We start from the raw sequence: 17,401 nt of genomic DNA, 5'->3' as shown, positions 1-17,401 counted from the left end.
GGTGGACCGGAGCCGCCGCCGGTGGACCGGAGCCGCCGCCGGTGGACCGGAGCCGCCGCCGGTGGACCGGAGCCGCCGCCGGTGGACCGGAGCCGTCACCGGTGGACCGGAGCCGCCGCCGGTGAGCCGGTGCCGCCGGTGGGCCGATGCCGTCGCCGGTGGGCCGGTGCCGCGCTGCGCGGCCGAGGGCCGACGATCAGCCGACCCGCCGGCGCCGAGCCGTCCGGGCGAGCCGCCGGCGCCGGCCGATCAGCCGTGACGGCGGCGCAGCAGCCTGCGCAGCGGGTTCGACGGCCGGTCGTCGAACCCGTCGAGCCGGAACGAGCCACAGGCCCGTGAGCCGCAGGCGCCGCAGTCGGTGCCGGGCCGGTAGTGCTCGTGCATCTCCTCCGGATGCCCGCAGGCGCAGAGCCGCACTCCGGCGTCGTCCACCGGACGCGGCGGCACGCCCGGCCCGGTGGGCCCGCGCTGCGCCGGGATCTGCGGCGGAGCCGTCGGCTCGACCGCCGGCAGGCCGGTCGGTGGTGTGAGAACCGCTGCCGAGGGGGTCGTGGAGTGCGACGTCGAGCGGCGTCCGTTCGGCCGCGAGCCGGCTGTACCCTCTGCGCCGTCGTGCGGGTGCGCCATGGTGACCTCCTCCTTCGTACGGACGGCGACCCGGGCGTCGTCGCTCGGCGGACACCGTCGGGGTCCAGTATGGGATCACAACGGGCTTCCGGGGAACGACTCTCTGCTCCGAAGTAGCCCTCGGTGTCCTGACCTGCAGGTCGAGCGGGCCGAACGCCCCGATCAGGTGACGGCCGGAAGGGTGAGCACGGCGAGGCAGCCCCGCGGGTCGTGCGCCGTGCGGAGCACCAGCTCACCGCCGTACTCCTGGGCCAGCTGGGCGCTGATGTGCAGCCCGAGGCCGGAACCACCGGCCTGCTCGTCGTGCACGCCGCGGGTGATCACCAGCTCGTCCTGCCCGCCCGGGAGACCGGGTCCCTCGTCGCGGACCTCGACCGTCACGAATCCCGGCTCGTCCGCGCAGCGCCCCCGGACCTCGACCGGTGCGCCGCGCGCGTGCCGCTCGCAGTTGGCGAGCAGGTTGGTGACGACCTGGCGGGTGACGGTGTCCGGTGCCGCGACCACCGGGAGATCCTCCTCCACGGCGAGCCTGATCGGCTGCTCGGCCCGCAGGCTCACGAGCTGGCGCAGCACGACGTCCACCCGGTGCGAGTCCGGCGCCTGCGCCGGTCCCGGCTCGCCCGACGGGCTGAACGCGGGGCCCAGATCGAGCAGCTCGGCGCCCCGTTCGTCGGCCACCGGGGCGGCGGGGGGCTCCTCGACGTGCGCGGTCACCGGGTTCTCCAGCATCTCGCGCAACCTGCCGAGTTCGGCCAGGACGGCGTCACGGAGCTGACCGGTCCGTTCGTCGTCGCTGCCGTGCGCGAGCAGGTAGGCGGCACCGGCGAGACCGGCGAGACCGTTGCGCAGTTCGTGGTCGCGTTCCGCGGCCTGTCCGGCGGCCCGTTCCAGCAGCAGCGTGGCATCACCGAGGGTCTCCTGCAGCCGGTCGTAGTCGTCCTGCAACCGGCTGACCGCGCGCAGCGCCATCGTCAGCAGCGCGGAGAGCACCACGGCCATGCCGAGGATCCGCAGCGACGGGTACGCCAGGCCGGTCGCCGGCTCGGACGGGACGACGGTGCGGTAGAGCTGGGACACCGCGATCACCAGCAGCCCGAGGCCGAGGCGGGCCCGGACCCGGCTCTGCCTGCGGTAACCGTCGAGCAGGAACAGCACCGCGACCGTCGCCCAACCGGCCTGCGCGACGAGCGAGGTCAGCGGGCTGCCGGCGAGCAGCGTGGTGAACCGGCTCTCCTCCTGCAGCGCGACCGTTGCGCCGACGGCGAAGGCGAGCGCGACCAGCACCCAGCCGCCCCAGGCGCCGAGCCGGGCGGGCGGGCGCAGGGCCGCGATCAGGATGCAGAGCCCCACGATCAGCATCGACAGCACCGCGAGGCGGGCGACACCGTCCGGCTCGCTCTGCACCACCAGGGCCGACATCGGCAGCAGCACGACGCCGTAGAGCAGCAGCGCGGCCCCGAACCAGGACGGCCGCGGATCACCGGTGAGCCGCCCGGTCACCAGGGCGACGATCGCTGCGGCCGACCCGAACGCCGCGGCGACCAGCGTGAGCACGGCCGTCGCGGTCGCGACGTTGATCCAGCCCTCGACCACCCGGGGCCGGGTGATCGCGACGACGACGACACACAGCGTGACCACGACGAGGAGATCAGCGAGGTGCCCCGCGATGAACCGCGCGCGGCGGTGCCGCCCGAGGACGCCGCTGAAGCTGCCGGCCGCCACGTTACGCTCCGTATTCGTCAGATTGATGAGTGGTCAATCTTATGGCGGCGTCGACACAAGGCGAGAGGGAGTCACCCTTGCGGACGTACGGGCTTGTCGCTCCAGCGCGTACGGGCCATCACGTTCGGTCCAGATTAGGACCTTTCGCCCCAACAGGATAGGCCCATTCAGGGTACTCGCAGGTCAGATTCCTGCTGCCTTCCGATAAAGCGCTACGGCCTCCAGCTGGGAGCCGACCTCGAGCTTGGTGAGGACCGCCCGGATCTGGGTCCGGACCGTCGCGAGCGAGACCACGAAGTGGTCGGCCACCGCCTGCGCACGCTTTCCGCCCGCCAGCAGGGCAAGCACCTCGCGCTCGCGCTGCGTGAGCTTGTCGAGCTTGCCGTGGAGTTCGCGACGCTCGCTCTCCCGGTCCCGGTGCAGCTTGATGAGCTGCTCGCGACGCCCCGGCGGCATCACGGAGCGTCCCGCCCGGGCCTCCCGGATCGCAGTGAGCAACGCGGGGAAGGGGGCGTTCTTGGGTACGAACACGAAACCGCCGGCATCCAGCGCCGCCCCCACCCGGCCGGCGTCGGAGCTGCCCGACAGCACGACCACGCGCCAACCGGCCTCGACGAGCGGACGGACCAGCCGCACACCGTCGATGCGGTTCCCGTCGGCGTCCCGGCCGAGGTCCAGGTCCAGGACGATCAGTCCGGGCGGCCCGCTGCGGGCCCGCTCGAGCACGGCGGCCGCCGACCGCACCGGATGGAAGACGGCGTCCTCACCCTCGACACGCAGGTTGAGCGCGAGCGCCGAGCCGACCAGTTCGTGGTCGTCGACGATCAGGATCGGGCTCCCGGCGGTCATCCCGTGACCGCCTCCCCAGGGCGCGACATAAAGACACCTTAGAACCGTTCGGTCCGCCGTGGTGTCGTCCGCATACCGGACACGCGGCTGGTTCGCCCGTCCCGCCGAGCGACCGCGCGGCCGTCCGCGATGGAGGGCGCCGGTCAGTGCCGGGTGCCGGCCTGATCGGCGAGCATCCGCAGACCGGACAGAAGTCCGTTGAACAGGTCACCCTCCTTGAAGGAGGCCACCATGCTCATCAGCGCGAGCTTGGCGCCGCGATCGGGGAGACGCACCTTCGCCTCGGCCCCGGTCACGATCTCCAGCACCCGCTGCGCGGGGCTGACCGCGACCAGGACGGCGTCGTTGTAGCCCTCGATCCGGCTGTGCAGGTCGATCGCCGTGCGGCGCGGATCGTCACCGAGATCGCCCAGGTAGAGCGCGAACCGCAGGCCCGTCTCCCGGCTGGTCAGGGTCAGCGCGTCGTCCAGACGGGCGAGCTGGACCGGGGTGAACGGCTGCTCGGACGGGTCCGGCTCGTGGAACTCGCGGGCCACCGAGAGGCGACCGGAGTTCGTGACGACCGCGCCCTCGGGCAGCTCGTCCTCATTGCCCTGGAACACGGCGACGCCGCTACCACTTCCCACCGGTACCTCCTCGCGCGTCGCTGCCGTCCGCCGGGGCGTGCGCCGTCTCGTGCGCGGCACCGGCCGGGTTGGCGATCCAGAACAGGGGCTCGTACGGCCACGGGTCCCCCGCGGTGTCGCGGGAGCGGCCGCTCCGGCTGCGTACTGCGATCCATCCCCAGACCGCGAAGTACAGAACCACCGGCACGACCACGTAGACCAGGAGTGTCTCGACGACGGTCACGGGGGCAGAACCTAGCCGATCGCGCCGCCCGGCACCTGCCCAGGTGTCCGATCCGACAGGCGCCCGGAGCGGATTGCACGGAGCAAGGCGTCGTGATCGGCTTCGGTCTGGTCGGCGTAGACGCGAGCGAAGGCGCACAACGCGTCCGCGACCCGGCCGCCGCCGCCCAGGTATCCGGCGATCATCGACGCACCGGACGTGCGGGCGTGCCCCTTGGCCAGCAGCTGACCGCACACCGCGGCGTAGTCGGCGAGCGCGGGCCCGTCCAGCCGGTCCGGGACGATCGCGCCCTTCATGTCGCGGAACTGACGCACGTAGAACTGCTGGACGCCGTGGGTCCGGCTGGGGATGGTCGTCCAGCCGAGCAGCGGATCGGACACCGTCTGCAGCGCCTGCTGGTACTCGACGACGCGCTGGCCCTGGTGGGCGTGCCACGCCTCGGTACCGTGCACGTAGGGTGCGACCACCGACCGCCTGGCCTGCTTGAGCTGCAGGAACAGCACGTCGTCCGGGCTGGACCCCTCACACAGCACCAGATAGGCGCGCAGGCCGACCGACCCGACGCCGACGACCTTGTGGGCCACGTCGACGGCGTGGTAGCCGCCCAGGATCCGGGCCCAGTGCGGCGGCAGGGTCTCCAGGTAGCCGTCGAGCGCGGCCATGATCCGCTCGGTGTGCTCGTCGTCGGGGTGGGTGATCAGCGGCGGCTCGGTGACGATCCGGCGCTCCCCGCCGCTCTCCGCCGAGCCGGTGACGAACCGGGGCAGCGCCCGGTCGCTGGTCCGGGTACGGGCGCGTTCGGCAGCCTTGTCGATGGCCCGCCGGGTCTTCGCGTGGCCGGTGTCGGAGCGCAGCGTGTCCACGTCCATGACGTCGAACGAGCGGCCCAGCAGCGGCTGTTCGGCCAGTTGCTTCAGGTGCTCGGCGTAGGAGCGTACGCAGCGGCGGACGGCCTCCTCGCACTGCTGCTCGGACGCCCCGGAGTCGCGCCCCGCCGTCCAGGTGGACGCGACCAGCCGGCGCAGGTCCCACTCCCAGGCACCGGGATGGGCCTCGTCGAAGTCGTTGAGGTCGAAGACCAGCTCCCGCTCCGGGGAGGCGTAGAAACCGAAGTTGCCCAGGTGGGCGTCACCGCAGATGACCGGGCGGATGCCGGTGGCGGGCAGCACCGCGAAGTCGGCGGCGTGCAGCGCTGCCGCGCCGCGCAGGAACGCGTGCGGGGACGCGCTCATCCGCTGGATCCGCAGCGGGACGAGCTCGGTCACCCGGCCGGCGTTCGTCGCCTCCACCAGGTCGATCGGATCGACCCGGCGCAGCGCCGACGCCCAGGACGCCAGCGTGGACCGCGGCGCGGTCCTGCGCAGGCTGCGGCCGATCCGGTAGCGCTCGGCGCGCGGCGTGGACCGGCGGCGCAGCGAGCCGTAGGACTCCCGGTCGGAGCCGGTGAGCACCGGATGCGAGGTCATGCCCGCGTTCCTAGTGCAGTCCGGTCGCCGTCGCACGGGACACCGCCGGGCGGAAGGTGAGCAGCACCGCGGCGCCCAGCGCGAACAGCACCGCGCAGGCGAGGTAGAGCGCGTTCGGTGTCCATCCGGCGTCGAGCAGCGCACCGGCCGCCGTCGGTGCGACCACGGCCCCGATCCGGCCGATCCCGATGGCCGCACCGACACCGGTGGCCCGGATGCCGTCGTCGTAGGCGGTCGCGGTCAGCGCGTACATGCCGCCGACGCAGCCGTTGACCACGACCCCGATCACGATGCCGACCGTGAACGCCACCGCCAGCCAGCTCAGTGCGGGCAGGAACACCGCGAGCAGCACGCCGGTCAGCAGCATGTACCCGGTGAGGACCGAGCGCAGCGCCCAGCGCGCGGCCAGCAGGCCCAGCAGCAGGGTGCCGAAGATCCCGCCCAGGTTGAGCAGGGTGGCACCGGTGAGCCCCTGCGACTCGGACAACCCGGCCTCGACCAGCAGCGTCGGCGTCCAGCTGGTGACGACGTAGAAACCGGCCATGACCAGGAAGAACAGCGCCCACAGGCGCAGCGTCGTCGGCCGCACGCCCGGCACCAGCAGAGCACGGTAGCCACGGGCCGCGGCCGCACCGGTGACCGGCGGGGGCAGCTCCGACAGCGCCGGCGTCCGCAGCTTGGCCAGCAGCGCGTTGACCCGGCCGAGCGCCCCGGACGGGCGGCGGGTGAGCAGGAACTGCATCGACTCGGGCAGCCCGAACAGCACGACCGGCACGGCGACGAGGGTGGCGATGCCGCCGGTCAGGAAGACCGCCCGCCAGCCGAAAGCGTCGATCATGGTGACGGCGAGCAGGCCGCCGAGCGTCCCGCCGCCCGCGTAGCCGATGCCGACCAGACCGACCGCGAGCGGCCGCCAGCGGCGCGCGGCGTACTCGGTGGCGATCGTGGTGCTGCAGGCGACCACCCCGCCGACGCCGAACCCGGTCAGCACCCGCAGCGCCCCCAGCGCCCACGCCGACGGTGCGATCGAGGACAGCAGCATCCCGCCGCCGGCGATCAGCAGCCCGACCAGGATCACCGGTCGTCGACCGACCCGGTCGGCGACCGGGGCGAGCGCGAGCGAGCCGGCCGCCATCCCGACCAGTCCGGCGGAGAGCAACAGCCCCAGCTCGGTGCCGCTGAGCCCCCACTCCTGGGCGACGGTCCGGCCGGTGAACGCCATGACCAGGACGTCGAAGCCGTCCAGCACGTTCAGGAACACGCAGATCGCGATCGCCCGCCACTGGAAGGGGCGCATCGGGGCGTCGTCGATGACAGCACGCAGTTCGGTACCCACGCGTCGGCCTCTCGTTCCGGTGCGGCGCCGAGTCCCGTCCTCGTGCCGCTGCGCGATCAGTCGATCACGCAGCGGCATTGCACGTCACCCTCGCGTGGCCGATCGGTGGTGGTTCGAACCGACGCCGGAACGCAGCAGCGCCAGCAGCCGGCTGCCGGCCTCCGGGTCGTCGTCGGTGACCCGCGAGATCCCGTTCACGAGCGTGAGCAGGTCGTCGACGCCGGCCTCCGGGTGCACGGCTCCGGCTGCGGTGGCACGCGCCCACAGCGGTTCGAGGGCGTCGTGCAGCCGGCTGCTCTGGCAGAGCGGACGCTGCGGCCCGGGCGGTTCCGCGAGCAGGACTCCGACCACACCGCGGGTCGTCGAGGCGTAGCGGACGAGCTCGTCGAGCCAGGTCCACAGGGCCGCCTCGGCGTCGTCCTCGGCGGCGAGCTCGTCCGCGCGCACGCAGAGCCGTTCCACGCCGTCGGTGCACACCGCCTCGAGCAGGTCCCGGCGGGAGGGGAAGTGCCGGTGCAGGGTCGCCGAACCGACGCCCGCGCTGCGGGCGATCTCCTCCAGCGGGGCCGCCGCCCCGTCCCGGCCGAACACCTCGGCGGCGGCGGCGAGCAGACGCTCCCGGTTCCGCCTGCGGTCGGCGCGACCAGCGGTCGGGGGCATCGGCAACTCCTCGTTCGACAAACGGTGGGGCTCTCCGTATCGTAGCCGACACGAACCGGAGAGCTTCTCCGTTTCGGCGACGAGAGGACGACGATGAACGACGCGGTACTCGTGACGGGTGCGACCGGACAGCAGGGCGGTGCGGTGGCCCGGGCACTGCGGGCAGCCGGGCGACCGGTCCGCGCCCTGGTCCGCGACCCGGGCACCGATCCGGCCCGCGGGCTCGCCGACGCCGGGATCGAGCTCGTACAGGGCGATCTCGACGACCCGGCGTCGGTGGTCGCGGCGGCCCGCGGGGCCCGGGCGGTGTTCTCGGTGCAGATGCCCGACCTCGCGGACCTGCTCGGCGACGCTGAGCTGCGGCACGCCCGTGCGATCGCGGACGCGGTGCGCGCGGCCGGGATCGAACAGGTCGTGCACACCTCGGTGAGCGGAGCCGGGGAGCACGGGCTCGCCGGTGCCGTCGACCCGGAGGTCTGGGGCACGGCACTCGTGCACTACTGGCGGACCAAGCTCGGGGCCGAGCGGCTGCTCACCGGCAGCGGCGCGACCCGGGTCACCGTGCTGCGCCCCGCGGGCTTCATGGAGAACTTCCTGCCGCCCTCGATGTACACCCCCGGCGGCGACCCGGAACGGATGGTGCTGGCCGCTGACGCCGACGTCGAGCAGCCGTTCGTCGCGGTGGCCGACATCGGAGCCGCGGCGGCCGCAGCCTTCGCCGACCCGGACCGGTTCGACGGCGTCGTGCTGGAGCTGGCCGGCGAGCGGATGAGTTTCCGTGCGGCGGCGGCCGCCCTGTCCGACGCCTGGGGTCTCGCGATCACGGTCTCCGACGATCCGGACGCCGCACGCGGCGCGGGACTGCCCGACATGTTCCTCCGGGCGCAGCAGTTCACGGCCGAGCACCCGTCCCCGGCCGATCCGCAGACGGTCCGGGCCCTGGGCCTGCCCGCCACCGGGTTCACCGAGTGGGCGATCGCCCGGCGTCAGACGTTGCGCCTGCCCAGCGCCCGGTAGGTCCAGCCCGCGGCCTCCCACGCCTCCCGGTCGAGCGCGTTGCGGCCGTCGAGCACCCGGCGGGTCCGCACCACGGTGCCGAACGCAGCCGGGTCCAGCTCCTTGTACTGCCGCCACTCGGTGAGCAGCAGCACCGCGTCGGCACCCTCGGCGGCCTCCTCGGGGGTGTCGACGCAGTCGAGCTGCGACCACTGCCTGCGCACGTTCGGCAGCGCCCGCGGATCGGTGACCCGCACGCTCGCGCCCTGCAGCTGCAGCTGGGCGGCGACGTTGAGGGCCGGGGAGTCGCGTATGTCGTCGGAGTCCGGCTTGAAGGCGGCACCCAGGACGGCGATCCGCTTGCCGAGCAGCGAGTCGTCGCACACCTGGCGGGCCAGCTCCACCATCCGGATCCGGCGCCGCATGTTGATGTTGTCGACCTCGCGCAGGAAGGTCAGTGCCTGGTCGGCGCCCAGCTCGCCGGCCCGGGCCATGAACGCGCGGATGTCCTTGGGCAGGCAGCCGCCGCCGAACCCGAGACCGGCGTTGAGGAACTTGCGGCCGATCCGGTCGTCGTGCCCGATCGCGTCGGCGAGCTGCTTGACGTCGGCGCCGGTGGCCTCGCACAGCTCGGCCATCGCGTTGATGAAGGAGATCTTGGTGGCCAGGAAGGAGTTGGCGGCGGTCTTCACCATCTCGGCGGTCGCGTAGTCGGTGACGACCTTCGGCGTGTCGTCGGCGACGATCCGCGCGTACACCCGGTCCAGCAGTGCCTCCGCGTCGACCGGTCCCCCGTCCGGCACCCCGTAGACGAGGCGGTCGGGGTGCAGCGTGTCCTGGACCGCGAAACCCTCGCGCAGGAACTCCGGGTTCCAGGCCAGCGCCGCGTCCGGCACCCGGTCGGCGACCAGCTCGGCCAGCCGGGCGGCCGTCCCGACCGGGACGGTGGACTTGCCGACCACCAGCTCGCCCGGGCCGAGCACGTCGAGCAGCGACGCCGTCGCCGCCTCCACATAGGTCAGGTCCGCCGCGTACTCGCCGCGACGCTGCGGGGTGCCGACGCACACGAAGTGCACGGCCGCCCCGGCGGCCGCCTTGATGTCCGACGAGAAGCTCAGCCGGCCCGAGGCCAGCGAGCGCTGCAGCAGCTCCTCGAAACCGGGCTCGAAGAACGGGGCCCGGCCCGCGGCCAGCGTCTCGACCTTCTCGACGTCGACCTCGACCCCGACGACCTCGTGCCCCAGCTCGGCCATGGAGGCGGCGTGCACCGCACCCAGGTAGCCGCAGCCGATGACCGAGATCTTCAGCGCCTCCCCCGGTGGACCCGGTGATCCGGCAAGCTCGTCGCTCCGCGCCATGGCCGGAGACTAGCCATCGACCCGGAGCTGCCGATACCGGACATCGCAGAGGTCGCGGGAGGGCAACAGCCCGGTGTCCAACGCGTGTCGCAGGGTGGGGGCGCCGCGGTCCTTCGCCGAGAGCACCGGGGGGACGCCGTCCGCCCAGGGCAGCCCCAGCTCGGGGTCCAGGGGGTCGATGCCGTGCTCGGCCTCCGGTGCGTACGGGGTGGAGCACAGGTATCCGACCGTCGCCCGGTCGGTCAGCGCCTGGAACGCGTGCCCCAGCCCTTCGGCCAGGTACACCGCCCGCAGCGACCGCGCGTCGAGCTCGACGACCTCGAACCGGCCGAAGGTCGGCGATCCCACCCGCAGGTCGACGACGACGTCGCGGACGGCGCCCTCGGCGACGTAGACGTACTTGGCCTGACCCGGCGGCACGTCGGCGAAGTGCACACCACGGATCACCCCACGGAGGCTCACCGACTGGTTCGCCTGGGCCACGGTGAGGTCGAACCCGAGCGCCTCCCGGAACGCCGGGCCCTGGAACGGCGCGGTGAACGATCCGCGCTCGTCCGGGAACGTCGTCGGCTCGAACAGCCACGCTCCGTCGACGGAGAGTTCGGTGGCCTTCACCTGCGCAGCGCCTCCCACCAGTCGCGGTTGTCCCGGTACCAGGCCACGGTCGCGGCCAGCCCCTCGTCGAAGGGCACCCGCGGCGCGTACCCCAGCTCGTCGCGGATCTTCGACCAGTCCACCGAGTAGCGGCGGTCGTGACCCTTGCGGTCCGGGACCCGCTCGATCATGTCCTCGCCCGCGCCCACCTCGGCCAGCAGCCGATGGGTCAGCTCCCGGTTGGTCAGCTCGGTGCCACCGCCGATGTTGTAGACCTCGCCGGCCCGGCCCTTCGCCGCGGCCAGTGCGATGCCGTGGCAGTGGTCGTCGACGTGCAGCCAGTCCCGCACGTTGGCACCATCGCCGTAGAGCGGGACCGGCCGCCCGTCGAGCAGGTTCGTGACGAACAGCGGGATGACCTTCTCCGGGAACTGGTACGGACCGTAGTTGTTCGAGCAGCGGGTCACCACGACGTCCAGGCCGTGCGTGCGGTGGTACGCCCGCGCCAGCAGGTCGCTGCCCGCCTTGGCGGCCGCGTACGGCGAGTTCGGCTCCAGCGGATCGGTCTCCGGCCACGAGCCGTCCTCGATCGAGCCGTACACCTCGTCCGTCGAGACGTGCACGAACCGGCCCACGCCCAGATCGAGCGCGGCCTGCAGCAGCACCTGGGTGCCGACGACGTTGGTGGTCACGAAGCCCGCCGCCCCGCTGATCGAACGGTCCACGTGCGTCTCGGCGGCCAGGTGCAGCACCAGGTCGGCCCCGGTGAGGACGTCGCGGACCCGGCCGGGATCGCGGATGTCGGCGTGCTCGACCCGCAGCCGCGGGGAGTCGCGCACGGGGGCGAGGTTCTCGATCCGGCCGGCGTAGGTGAAGGCGTCGAGCACGACGACCTCGGCCCCGTCCAGCGACGGGTGCCGGTCGGCGAGCACCGTGCGCACGAGGTGCGATCCGATGAACCCTGCACCCCCGGTCACCACGATCCGCATTCGCCCTCCCCGTCGCCGGTGTCCGCAGGCCAGCGTGTCAGAGTCGCTCCGACGGACGGCACGGAGGGCGAGGGAGGTGACCGGTGTGCGTGCGTGCGTGCTGGGAGCGGACGGACAGCTCGGCCGGGCCCTGACCGCGGCGATGCCGGAGGCGCTCGCCCTCGGCCGCGACGGACTCGACATCGGCGACCCGGTGGCCGTCGGGGGCCACGACTTCACCGGTGTCGAGGTGGTGTTCAACGCGGCCGCGCACACCGCGGTCGACCGGGCCGAGACCGAGCCCGCCGCGGCGTGGCGGGTCAACGCCCTCGGCCCCGCGCACCTCGCGCAGGCCGCGCACCGGTACGGGTTCCTGCTGGTGCACCTCTCGACCGAGTACGTCTTCGACGGCACCGCCCCGGGTCCGATGCCCGAGCACACACCGCTCTCCCCGCTCGGCGTCTACGGAGCGTCCAAGGCCGCCGGCGAGCTCGCGGTGCGGGCGAGCGGCGCCGAGCACCTGATCGTCCGCACCAGCTGGGTGGTCGGGGACGGCGCGAACTTCGTGGCGACGATGACCCGGCTCGCCCGGGAGGGTGCCGCCCCGGCGGTCGTCGACGACCAGATCGGGCGGCCCACGTTCGCCGGCGACCTGGCCGCCGCGCTGGTGGATCTCGCCGGGCGGCAACGCGGCACCGTCCACGTCACCAACGACGGTGAGCCGGTCAGCTGGCACGGGCTCGCCCGCGAGGTGTTCGCCCGGCACGGCCGTGACCCGGACGACGTCCGCCCGGTGTCCACCGCGGACTACGCGGCGGGGCGGCAGCTGGCCCGCCGCCCGGCGAACTCGGTGCTCGACCTGAGCCTGCTCACCCGGGCCGGGGTCACGATGCCGTCGTGGCGCGACGCCCTCGACGCCCACCAGGGGGGCCGGTCGTGAAGGGGATCATCCTCGCCGGTGGCACCGGAAGCAGACTGTTCCCGCTCACCCGGGCCGTCTCCAAGCAGCTGCTGCCGGTCTACGACAAGCCGATGATCTACCACCCGCTGACCACGCTGATGCTGGCCGGGATCCGGGAGATCCTGCTGATCTCCACCCCGCACGACCTGCCCGGCTTCCAGCGGCTGCTCGGCGACGGCTCCGAGCTCGGCCTGGAGATCGGCTACGCCGAGCAGCCCAGCCCGAACGGGCTGGCCGAGGCGTTCGTGATCGGCGCCGAGCACGTTCGCGGCGGGCCGTCGGCGCTAGTGCTGGGGGACAACATCTTCCACGGGGCGTCGTTCGGCGGCCTGCTCCGCCGCCGGGTCGCCGACGTCGTGAGCGGGCGGACCGGCTGCGTGCTGTTCGGCTACCCGGTCCGCGACCCGCAGCGGTACGGCGTCGGCGAGGCCGACGCCGACGGCCGGCTCGTCTCCATCGAGGAAAAGCCGGTGAACCCCCGCTCCGACCGGGCGATCACCGGGCTCTACCTCTACGACTCCCAGGTCGCCGACATCGCCGCGTCGATCACCCCGTCCGCGCGCGGCGAGCTGGAGATCACCGACGTCAACCGGGTCTACCTGGAGCAGGGCCGCGCCGAGCTGCAGGATCTCGGCCGCGGTTTCGCCTGGCTCGACACCGGCACCCACGAGTCGCTGACCGACGCCGGCCAGTACGTCCGGGTGCTGGAGAACCGGCAGGGTGTGCGGATCGCCTGCGTCGAGGAGGTCGCGCTGCGGATGGGTTTCATCGACGCCGACGCCTGTCACGCCCTCGGCGCCCGCCAGGCCGGCTCCGGTTACGGTGAGTACGTGATGGGTGTCGCCGAGCAGTTCCGCAGCTGACGGGCCGGGGCGTGACCGAGGCGACGGCGCCGGTGCGGCACTTCCAGCACGCCCTGTTCCGGCTGGGGCAGTGGTTGCTCGGGCACCGTGGCGGGCCCGAGGGTGACATCGAGCCGGGGCTGCTCGTCGTCGGGAAGGACGCGGGGACCCGGCAGGTCCGGCTGTGGATCGGCACGCTGGTGCACGGTTGTGCCGCCGAGACGCTGACCGCGACGGTGCGGGTCACCGACGCCACCGGTGAGGCGCAGGTGCGCACCGAGCTGCTCCGCTTCGGCTTCGACTCCGAACGCGCCGTCACCGGCTGGCGGACGGGCACCCGGTTCTTCCACGGCCACGTCGTCGTCGACCACCCGCACCCGGACGCCTGGGGCACCGCGTCGGTGGAGCTCGACCCGGTCGCCGGGTTACGCGAGGAGCACCGCCGCGCGTCCTGCCGGGTGCGGACCCTGCCGCAGCGGATCGAGGTCGGCGGTTCGCTCACGGCACTGGTCGGATCCTGCTACGACGCCGACACCACGAACGCCCTCGACGGCGCGTTCCGCCGGCTGCGTGACGAGGTCGCCGAACCGGACCTGACGCTGCTGACCGGCGACCAGGTCTACGCCGACGCGCCGGCGAAGTTCTACGGGACGATGGCCCGCAGCACCCCACGGACGTACGGGCTGGTTCCTGCCCGACGACCACGAGTTCTGGAACAACTGGCCGCAGTCCTCGGTCACCGCCCGGCACTCCTACACCAACATCGCCCGCGCAGCCGTCGGCACCGTGCGCCGGTACCTGGCGGCGGCCCGGCGGCGTCCGGGGGACCCGGTGCCCGTACCGGCCGATCCCGGTCCGGCGCCGGACGACCCGCTCGTGCAGAGCTACCACCCACCGCACCCCGACGAGTGGGACGCCTGGGGCCGCGCCGCGTTCGATCTCTACGGTTCGTTCCAGACCCCCAGCGTGCGCGACCGCGACACCGGGCGGATCACCCGCGGAGAGTTCGACGACGACCCGGCCTCGGACCCGCACCGCCCGCCGCGGCACGACCCGGCGGGGCGGGTGCACCGGCCGTTGAACCAGGTGATGCAGCGCATCGACCTCGACGACGTGCAGATCGTGCTGCTCGACACCCGGACCCGGCGCACCCGGCGTACCGACGACCCGGGGCTGTCGGCGTTCGTCGACGCCGCGGCGCTGGAGCAGGTGCTCGCCGTCGCCGCCGAGGCACCCGTGCTGGTGCTGGTCACCCCCCAGCCGCTGCTGGTACCGCCGTACCGGACGCGGTCGCGCGACCGCCCGCTCGGCTCCCGGGTGGAGCGCGCGATCGACCTGCAGATCGCCGACTACCCCGACCAGTACGCCCGGCTCTGGGACGGCCTGGTCACCGCCCGCGACGGACGCCCGACGGTCACCGTCGGCGGCGACATCCACTCCAGCTACGTCGGGCACGCGCCGTCGCTGCCGCTGCTGGAACTGGTGTCCTCGCCGATGTCGCTGGTCGCCGGATCCACCCTGTTCGAGACGCTGTTCGCGGTCCCGGCGAGGCTGCTGCGGGCGATGTCGGGCGGGTCCGCGGTCCGTGACCCGTACGCGCCCGGCGCGCCACTGGCCCGGATCGGCGACCTGCGCAGTCGCGCGGTGACCCGGCCGGACCCGGACGGGCGCGATCTGGCCGTGTCGCTGGCCGGGCTCGGACGCGGGAACCCGGAGGGATTCGGCCTGCTGCGGATCGGGCGCACGGCCGAGCACGTGTACCGGGTGCACGCCTCGCTGCACGCCCGGGCACCGGGCGGCGGGTCCCGGGAGGTCACCGTGGAGCTGCGGACCGACCGGCGCGGACCGGACGCGATGGGCCCGCCGGAGGTCCTGGCGCGGCCGTAGAGCTCGTTCTCGCGGAGGAGGTGCGGCGGGCCCGATCCGATTACGGTCCTGTGGTCATGGGGGATCTACTGCTCAGCGAGGAACTGCTGCTCATCGGCCTGCACGACGAGACGGGGAAGTCCGACGGCTGGTTCGACCCGTCGGCCCTGCACGGCGCGCTGATCTGCGACCTGATCGAGAGCGGCGCCGTGACCGTCGACGAGAAGAAGCGGGTGCACCCGGGTGACCGCGCACCCGAGCACCCGGCGCTGCGGAAGGTCTACGACCTCGTCGCCGCCGAGAGCAAGCCGCGCCACGTCTGGCACTGGGTGAACACGCTGCCGTGGAAGCATCCCAAGCCGGCCGAGCTGGTCGCCGAGCGGCTGGTCGACGACGGGGTGCTCAGCCGCGAGGAGGGCAAGGTCCTCGGGCTGTTCCGCACCACCCGGCTGCCCGCGCTCGATCCGGCGCCGGAGCGCGCGCTGCGCGAGCGGCTGCGCGCCGTCCTGGTCACCGGGATCGAGCCGGACGCGCACGACGCGCTGCTGATCGCGCTGCTCCACTCGACCTCGCAGGTGAAGACCGCGCTGGCCGGGGCCGACCCGACCGAGCGGAAGATCGGGGTGAAGCGGGCGGCGGCGATCGCGAAGGACCTGAAGCACAACCCCGTCGTGAAGGCGCAGTACGACGCCGCGGTGGCGGCGGCGATGGCGGCCGTCACCGCCACCGTGGTCGCCACGACGTCGGGGGCGGGGTGAGCGGTGGCCGGTGACCCGAGGACACGCGGGTCACCGGCCGCGGGCGAAAAGAACCTCTGCGAACGTCCGGACGAGGATCTTGAAATCAAGCCAGAGCGACCAGTTCTCGATGTAGTAGTTGTCATAGCGTGCCCGGTCGGCGATGGAGGTGTCTCCGCGCAGGCCGTTCACCTGTGCCAACCCGGTCAGCCCGGCTCGCACCCGGTGCCGATAGGCGTAGCGGTCGAACTCGGCAGAGAACCGGGAAACGAAGTGAGGCCGCTCAGGTCGCGGTCCGACGAGACTCATGTCCCCACGGAGGATGTTGTACAGCTGCGGCAGTTCGTCCAGCGAGGTGCGGCGCAAGATGCGTCCGACGCGCCCGACCCGGTCATCCTGCGCGATCGACCACTGCGTGGCGGACTCCGACTCGTCGACGGGCCGCATGGACCGGAACTTCAAGCAGTCGAACTCCCGGCCCCCCTGGCCGACACGTCGCTGCCGGAAGATCACTCCCGGCCCACCCTCGATCCGCACGGCCAGGGCACAGAGAGCGAGCACCGGCAGCACCAGGACGATGAGGCCGCCCGCCACCACGATGTCGGCGAGGCGTTTGACCCAACGGGCCGGCCCACCGAAGGTCGGCGCCTTGATGCGCATGATCGGTATCGACCCGATGTGGTCAGGCAGAACGGCCTGCGTCTGGAAGTGGTGCAACCGAGGGACGACGAGCAGATCGCACCCAACACACTCCGGAGTGCGGACCGCCTCGACCAGCTCGGTCTCGGAGAGTTCGCCGTCGGCGACGATCAGCACCCGGGTTCCCTCGCGGTACACGACGCTCTCCAGCTCGGCGAGCGAGCCCAGCCGTGGCACCCAGCGTTCGGCCGGGCAGTCCGAACCGTCGTCGACGAAACCCACGACCTCCAGGCCATAGCGCCGGTCCCGGCCGAGCACACGGCAGAGGTCCGCGGCCACCGCTCCCCCGCCGATGACAACGGTCCGATGGCGTGTGTACCCCCGGATCCTGCTCCATCGGATGACCTGGGTGACCAGGACACGGCCGAGGATGACCAGCCCCGCCGCGACCGCCGCGTTCTCCAGGAATCCGAGGACAGCACCCGTCTCGGACCGGACAGCGGTCACCGTGGCCACCACTGCGGTGGAGAAGAGCAGCGTGCCCACCACTGAGGGGAGCTCGTCGAGCACACTGAGATGAAGGCGCGCGCGGTAGTGTGCCCGGCCGAACAACAGGTACAGCGACAGCAACGCCATTGCGATGATGGCGCCCGCCTGCTCCGGTGCCCACAGCAACGGGGAGAGCAGGAGAAGCCCGTCGACGGGTCCGACCACCATCCACGCGCGGATCCGACCGCCACGGGGCCTGCGCACATCCCCGGATTCCATCGTGGCCGATTCGTTACGTTCTGTTACATCCGCGGACGACTCCGGCTCCGGGAGCGAGAGGCCCACTCCGCGGAGGTGCTCGACAGCGCTCACGTTCGTGTCCTCCGAGTGCTCGAGCTGCAGCGACGATCGCAGTGATGCTCGCTCGAACACTGCCGGATGT

The 17,401-nt window shown here is 72.9% G+C and carries 18 protein-coding genes; 5 read left to right on the top strand and 13 right to left on the bottom strand.

All coding sequences use genetic code 11. The features are described 5' to 3' along the window. Positions 1-249 precede the first annotated feature (249 nt). The 8 genes from AB0J24_RS27775 to AB0J24_RS27740 all read right to left on the bottom strand — a co-directional run bounded on the left by AB0J24_RS27775 (position 250) and on the right by AB0J24_RS27740 (position 7,509). Complete coding sequence (locus AB0J24_RS27775) at positions 250-432, bottom strand: hypothetical protein (protein ID WP_358686757.1); 183 nt, start codon at positions 430-432, stop codon at positions 250-252. A 357-nt stretch (positions 433-789) separates the two neighbouring features. After that, positions 790-2,349: a HAMP domain-containing sensor histidine kinase gene (locus tag AB0J24_RS27770; protein ID WP_358686756.1), complete on the bottom strand. Its 1,560-nt coding sequence runs from the start codon at positions 2,347-2,349 to the stop codon at positions 790-792. A gap of 183 nt (positions 2,350-2,532) precedes the next feature. Next, positions 2,533-3,198: a response regulator transcription factor gene (locus AB0J24_RS27765; protein ID WP_358686754.1), complete on the bottom strand. Its 666-nt coding sequence runs from the start codon at positions 3,196-3,198 to the stop codon at positions 2,533-2,535. 143 nt (positions 3,199-3,341) lie between these two features. Continuing rightward, complete coding sequence (locus tag AB0J24_RS27760) at positions 3,342-3,824, bottom strand: DUF5130 family protein (RefSeq protein ID WP_358686753.1); 483 nt, start codon at positions 3,822-3,824, stop codon at positions 3,342-3,344. Next, positions 3,811-4,047, bottom strand: a complete 237-nt coding sequence (locus tag AB0J24_RS27755; RefSeq protein WP_358686752.1) for a hypothetical protein — start codon at positions 4,045-4,047, stop codon at positions 3,811-3,813. Before AB0J24_RS27755 ends, AB0J24_RS27760 begins: the two co-directional genes overlap by 14 nt. Before the next feature lie 11 nt (positions 4,048-4,058). Beyond that, on the bottom strand, positions 4,059-5,513 hold the full coding sequence (locus tag AB0J24_RS27750; RefSeq protein ID WP_358686751.1) for a DUF2252 domain-containing protein: 1,455 nt from the start codon (positions 5,511-5,513) through the stop codon (positions 4,059-4,061). Between the two features lie 10 nt (positions 5,514-5,523). Next, positions 5,524-6,849: an MFS transporter gene (locus AB0J24_RS27745; RefSeq protein ID WP_358686750.1), complete on the bottom strand. Its 1,326-nt coding sequence runs from the start codon at positions 6,847-6,849 to the stop codon at positions 5,524-5,526. A gap of 84 nt (positions 6,850-6,933) precedes the next feature. Next, positions 6,934-7,509 carry a helix-turn-helix domain-containing protein gene (locus AB0J24_RS27740; RefSeq protein ID WP_358686748.1) on the bottom strand — a complete coding sequence of 192 codons (576 nt, stop codon included), beginning with the start codon at positions 7,507-7,509 and terminating at the stop codon, positions 6,934-6,936. A 93-nt stretch (positions 7,510-7,602) separates the two neighbouring features. On the opposite strand from AB0J24_RS27740, the gene AB0J24_RS27735 reads away from it, so the two are divergent. Beyond that, positions 7,603-8,526, top strand: a complete 924-nt coding sequence (locus tag AB0J24_RS27735; RefSeq protein WP_358686746.1) for an NmrA family NAD(P)-binding protein — start codon at positions 7,603-7,605, stop codon at positions 8,524-8,526. Here AB0J24_RS27735 and AB0J24_RS27730 read toward each other — a convergent pair. From AB0J24_RS27730 to rfbB, 3 genes are read right to left on the bottom strand one after another with little or no spacing between them, the layout of a single operon-like run. Further along, positions 8,496-9,863: a UDP-glucose/GDP-mannose dehydrogenase family protein gene (locus tag AB0J24_RS27730; protein ID WP_358686745.1), complete on the bottom strand. Its 1,368-nt coding sequence runs from the start codon at positions 9,861-9,863 to the stop codon at positions 8,496-8,498. The genes AB0J24_RS27735 and AB0J24_RS27730 overlap by 31 nt on opposite strands. Positions 9,864-9,872: 9 nt before the next feature. Further along, positions 9,873-10,478, bottom strand: coding sequence for a dTDP-4-dehydrorhamnose 3,5-epimerase (gene rfbC, locus AB0J24_RS27725; RefSeq protein WP_358686744.1), 606 nt, complete (start codon positions 10,476-10,478; stop codon positions 9,873-9,875). Then, complete coding sequence (gene rfbB, locus AB0J24_RS27720; RefSeq protein WP_358686742.1) at positions 10,475-11,446, bottom strand: dTDP-glucose 4,6-dehydratase; 972 nt, start codon at positions 11,444-11,446, stop codon at positions 10,475-10,477. Before rfbB ends, rfbC begins: the two co-directional genes overlap by 4 nt. A gap of 76 nt (positions 11,447-11,522) precedes the next feature. Between rfbB and rfbD the strand changes: the two genes are divergently transcribed. Continuing rightward, positions 11,523-12,365: a dTDP-4-dehydrorhamnose reductase gene (rfbD, locus tag AB0J24_RS27715; RefSeq protein WP_358686740.1), complete on the top strand. Its 843-nt coding sequence runs from the start codon at positions 11,523-11,525 to the stop codon at positions 12,363-12,365. Continuing rightward, positions 12,362-13,249 carry a glucose-1-phosphate thymidylyltransferase RfbA gene (gene rfbA, locus AB0J24_RS27710; RefSeq protein ID WP_358686739.1) on the top strand — a complete coding sequence of 296 codons (888 nt, stop codon included), beginning with the start codon at positions 12,362-12,364 and terminating at the stop codon, positions 13,247-13,249. Before rfbD ends, rfbA begins: the two co-directional genes overlap by 4 nt. Positions 13,250-13,653: 404 nt before the next feature. Here rfbA and AB0J24_RS27705 read toward each other — a convergent pair whose 3' ends face one another. After that, positions 13,654-13,968 (bottom strand): hypothetical protein, encoded by a 315-nt coding sequence (locus AB0J24_RS27705; RefSeq protein ID WP_358686737.1) that lies wholly within the window; start codon positions 13,966-13,968, stop codon positions 13,654-13,656. A gap of 46 nt (positions 13,969-14,014) precedes the next feature. Between AB0J24_RS27705 and AB0J24_RS27700 the strand changes: the two genes are divergently transcribed. Together AB0J24_RS27700 and AB0J24_RS27695 are read left to right on the top strand one after the other, a co-directional pair. Further along, a complete protein-coding gene (locus tag AB0J24_RS27700) occupies positions 14,015-15,115 on the top strand; it encodes a hypothetical protein (RefSeq protein WP_358686736.1) in 1,101 nt (366 codons plus the stop codon). 56 nt (positions 15,116-15,171) lie between these two features. After that, positions 15,172-15,852: a GPP34 family phosphoprotein gene (locus AB0J24_RS27695; protein WP_358686735.1), complete on the top strand. Its 681-nt coding sequence runs from the start codon at positions 15,172-15,174 to the stop codon at positions 15,850-15,852. A gap of 30 nt (positions 15,853-15,882) precedes the next feature. On the opposite strand, the gene AB0J24_RS27690 is transcribed toward AB0J24_RS27695, so the two are convergent. Continuing rightward, positions 15,883-17,331: a sugar transferase gene (locus AB0J24_RS27690; protein WP_358686734.1), complete on the bottom strand. Its 1,449-nt coding sequence runs from the start codon at positions 17,329-17,331 to the stop codon at positions 15,883-15,885. Positions 17,332-17,401 lie beyond the last annotated feature (70 nt).

Origin of the sequence: Pseudonocardia sp. NPDC049635, assembly GCF_040659795.1 — a bacterium.
Classification (GTDB): domain Bacteria; phylum Actinomycetota; class Actinomycetes; order Mycobacteriales; family Pseudonocardiaceae; genus Pseudonocardia.
The sequence above is the reverse complement of the archived record's forward strand: the minus strand, read 5'-3'. Positions and strand labels throughout refer to the sequence as shown.